The sequence below is a fragment of the Rhizobacter sp. P1_G5 genome, from assembly GCF_056405435.1.
Genome location: NZ_JBFUCB010000743.1, coordinates 1 through 2686 on the forward strand (window position 1 = coordinate 1; position 2686 = coordinate 2686).

Sequence of the window (2686 nt, forward strand, 5' to 3'; positions counted from 1 at the left end):
GCAGAGCGCCTGAACWTGGGCTTTGCGCAGGCCGAGTCGCCGGCCCCGCAGGCATCGCCCGCGTTGCTGCTGAACGCGGCGGCGACGCTCGACGCCGCGGCGCTGGAGCGCGCCTGCATCGAGCGCGACCTGCTCGTCATCGACGATTTCCTGCCCGACCCGCAGGCCTTCCGCGCCGAGGCGCTGCGGCTGTGCGCGACGCAGGCGCAGCGCTCGGCGAACGGCAACTTCCCCGGCGTGCAGACGCCGCCGCAGCCGGTCGGCGCGACGATGCAGCGCATCGCCGACATGCTGGGCCGCGCGGTCAAGTGGGATTCGCCGGACAACGGCGCGCTGCGCGTCAGCCTGGCGAGTGACGACGCGCGTGCCGACGTGCACGTCGACAACCCGACGCTGCCGCACATCTTCGGCGGCGTGCTGTACCTGAGCCGGCCGGAAGACTGCCGCGGCGGCACGCGCTTCTACCGGCACCGCGCGACCGGGCATGACCGCCGGCCCGACGATGCCGCGCTGGCCGGCATGGGCCATGCGTCGTTCCTCGATTTCCAGAAGCGCCACCTGCCGATCAACCGGCGGCTGCCGTTCGCCGAATGGCAGCAGCAGCGCGATGCGACCTGGGAGTTCCTGTTCGAGGTGCCGAKGCGTTTCAACCGGCTGATCGTGTTCCGCAGCGACTTCTTCCACGCGATCACCGAGCTGTTCGGCGACCGCGCGGAATCAGGCCGGCTGGTGCAGCTGTTCCACTTCGAAGCGCAGCGCTGAGCGCACGGCGCCCGGGAGGGCGTCAGTCCAGCCGCAGCCCGTCGAGCGAGACCCCGCACAGCTCGGCCAGCGCCTCGACCGCCAGCGCGTGATCCTCGCGCTGCGGCAGGCCCGAGACCGTCACCACACCGATGCAGCCGCTGCCCTCGACCCGGATCGGGAAGCTGCCGCCGTGGTCCGCGTAGTCGCGCAGCGGCAGCCCCATCTTCGACTCGAGCGTGCCGCCGTCCAGCGCGTTGTCCAGCCCCACGCGGTAGGAGCTGCGGTGCAGCAGCTCGACGGTGTTGCGCTTGCGGCGCGCCCAGTCGGCATTCGACGGCGAGGTGCCCGGCATCGCGCAGAAGAACACCGTTTCGCGCGCCAGGCGCACCTCGATCGTGATCGCGACCCCGCGCGCTTCGGCCATGTCCCTCAGCCGCGAGCCCAAGGCCCATGCGGTGGCTTCATTGAAGTGTTTCGTTTGAAAACAATCCTCTTGGCGGGCAATCGTTTTCAGATCTTTTTCGAGGTTCATGGCGGGGTCTGAAGCGGGTTGAAGGGGCGTCGGAGGGGCGTTTGAGCCTCCGACTGTATCGGCAGAGCCCGAAAGTCATGCATCCACCGCATGCGTCACCTTAGGTGAATGCATGGGTTGGAGACACTGTGCGCATTCGACGCGGCCGGCCTTTGACACCCGGGGGCTTTCTGGTCCGACGTCTGCGATCCCGCGGATCGCTTCCACCCCTTCTCCGACCTCCCTCTTTTTTGAAGGATTGGCCCATGCCGTCCCTGACTGAAACCTTGTTCACCTCCCCGGCGCTGCTCGTCTTCGGCGCGATCGCCTTGCTCGTGGCGGCCTCGTTCGCACTCGGCGCGCTCAGCCGCATGCCACCTCGAACACGCGTGCGGCGCATCGGCGTCGTGCTGGCGCTCGTGGCGTTGCTGGCCGCCCATGGGCTGGGCTGGCTCGCGCTGCAGGATTTCCAGCGCCAGATCGCAGACGCCCGGCTGCACGCGGCCGATGACGCGATGGCGCGCGATGCCCTGGCCTACCTGGCGCACCGCTGCGACACCGAACGCCACCTGACGATCTCGAGCGAGGCGAGCCGTGTGCCGGCGAACGAGGGCGTGCTGCTCGACATCGAGCATGTGCGCCGCCCCGCGCTCGACGAGGTGCCGCCCGTCGACTGGTTCGATCCGCTGGATGCGCGGCAGGTGCTTGCCACGTCGGCGTTCGTCTTCGTCGAGCAGGACCGGCGCATGACATCGCGTGGCGCGATCTCGGTGACGGCGCACCGTCTGTGGTGGGAATCCACGGGGCGTGCCTTGCTGCCGCCCGCGAACACCGAGGAGTTCATGGCGCGGCTGGTGCAGGTCGACCTGTCGCAGTCGATCGAAGGGCCGGTGAGTGCGAGCTCGGCGCGCTACCTGCTGTCGGTGCAGGACACGTCGACCCTCGAGGACCGCAGCCATGGGGTCGCGCGAATCGAGTTGCGGCTGTTCGATCGGCGCCAGGGCGCGCCGATGGCGGAGTACGTCGGATTCGTTGCACACCTGCTGCCCGCCTACCGGCTGCGAGATGGCCGTGCATCGCGGGAGATCCGACCCTGCAGCGGGCCGGAGCAGGCGTTCACGACGGCGGAAGCGGGGTTCGATGTGATCGGGTTCTTCCTRGTGCGGGGTGTGCGTGTGGCCAAGGAGCGGCCGAGGTTGATGACTTGACTCGAGGGACGGGGCGTTCCTCCTTCATGTTGATGAGGACGGATGTCCCAGGCCCGTTGACTCGCAACGAGGCGCTGGTTAACGTGCGCCCCCACGGCAACAGCATCGATGGATGCGCGCCAAGCCCGACCCGCTCACAAAAGCGGGCAGTGCACCCGGCCCCGCGGGCCGGCCCGTCGATCCCGTTGATTCCCTCAGGGAGAAGCCCTTGCATCCATCGCAC

At 68.8% G+C, this 2686-nt stretch carries 3 protein-coding genes; 2 read left to right on the forward strand and 1 reads right to left on the reverse strand.

Annotated features, from left to right (window positions below):
* On the forward strand, positions 1-762 hold a 762-nt coding region (locus AC1D12_RS30400), incomplete at its 5' end, for a DUF6445 family protein (protein ID WP_477844960.1).
* A gap of 22 nt (positions 763-784) precedes the next feature.
* On the opposite strand, the gene AC1D12_RS30405 is transcribed toward AC1D12_RS30400, so the two are convergent.
* Positions 785-1276, reverse strand: coding sequence for a heme-degrading domain-containing protein (locus AC1D12_RS30405; protein ID WP_477844961.1), 492 nt, complete (start codon positions 1274-1276; stop codon positions 785-787).
* 245 nt (positions 1277-1521) lie between these two features.
* Here AC1D12_RS30405 and AC1D12_RS30410 point away from each other — a divergent pair, with 245 nt between their 5' ends.
* Entirely contained in the window at positions 1522-2463 is a 942-nt protein-coding gene (locus AC1D12_RS30410) for a hypothetical protein (protein WP_477828450.1), read from the forward strand.
* Positions 2464-2686: the final 223 nt, after the last annotated feature.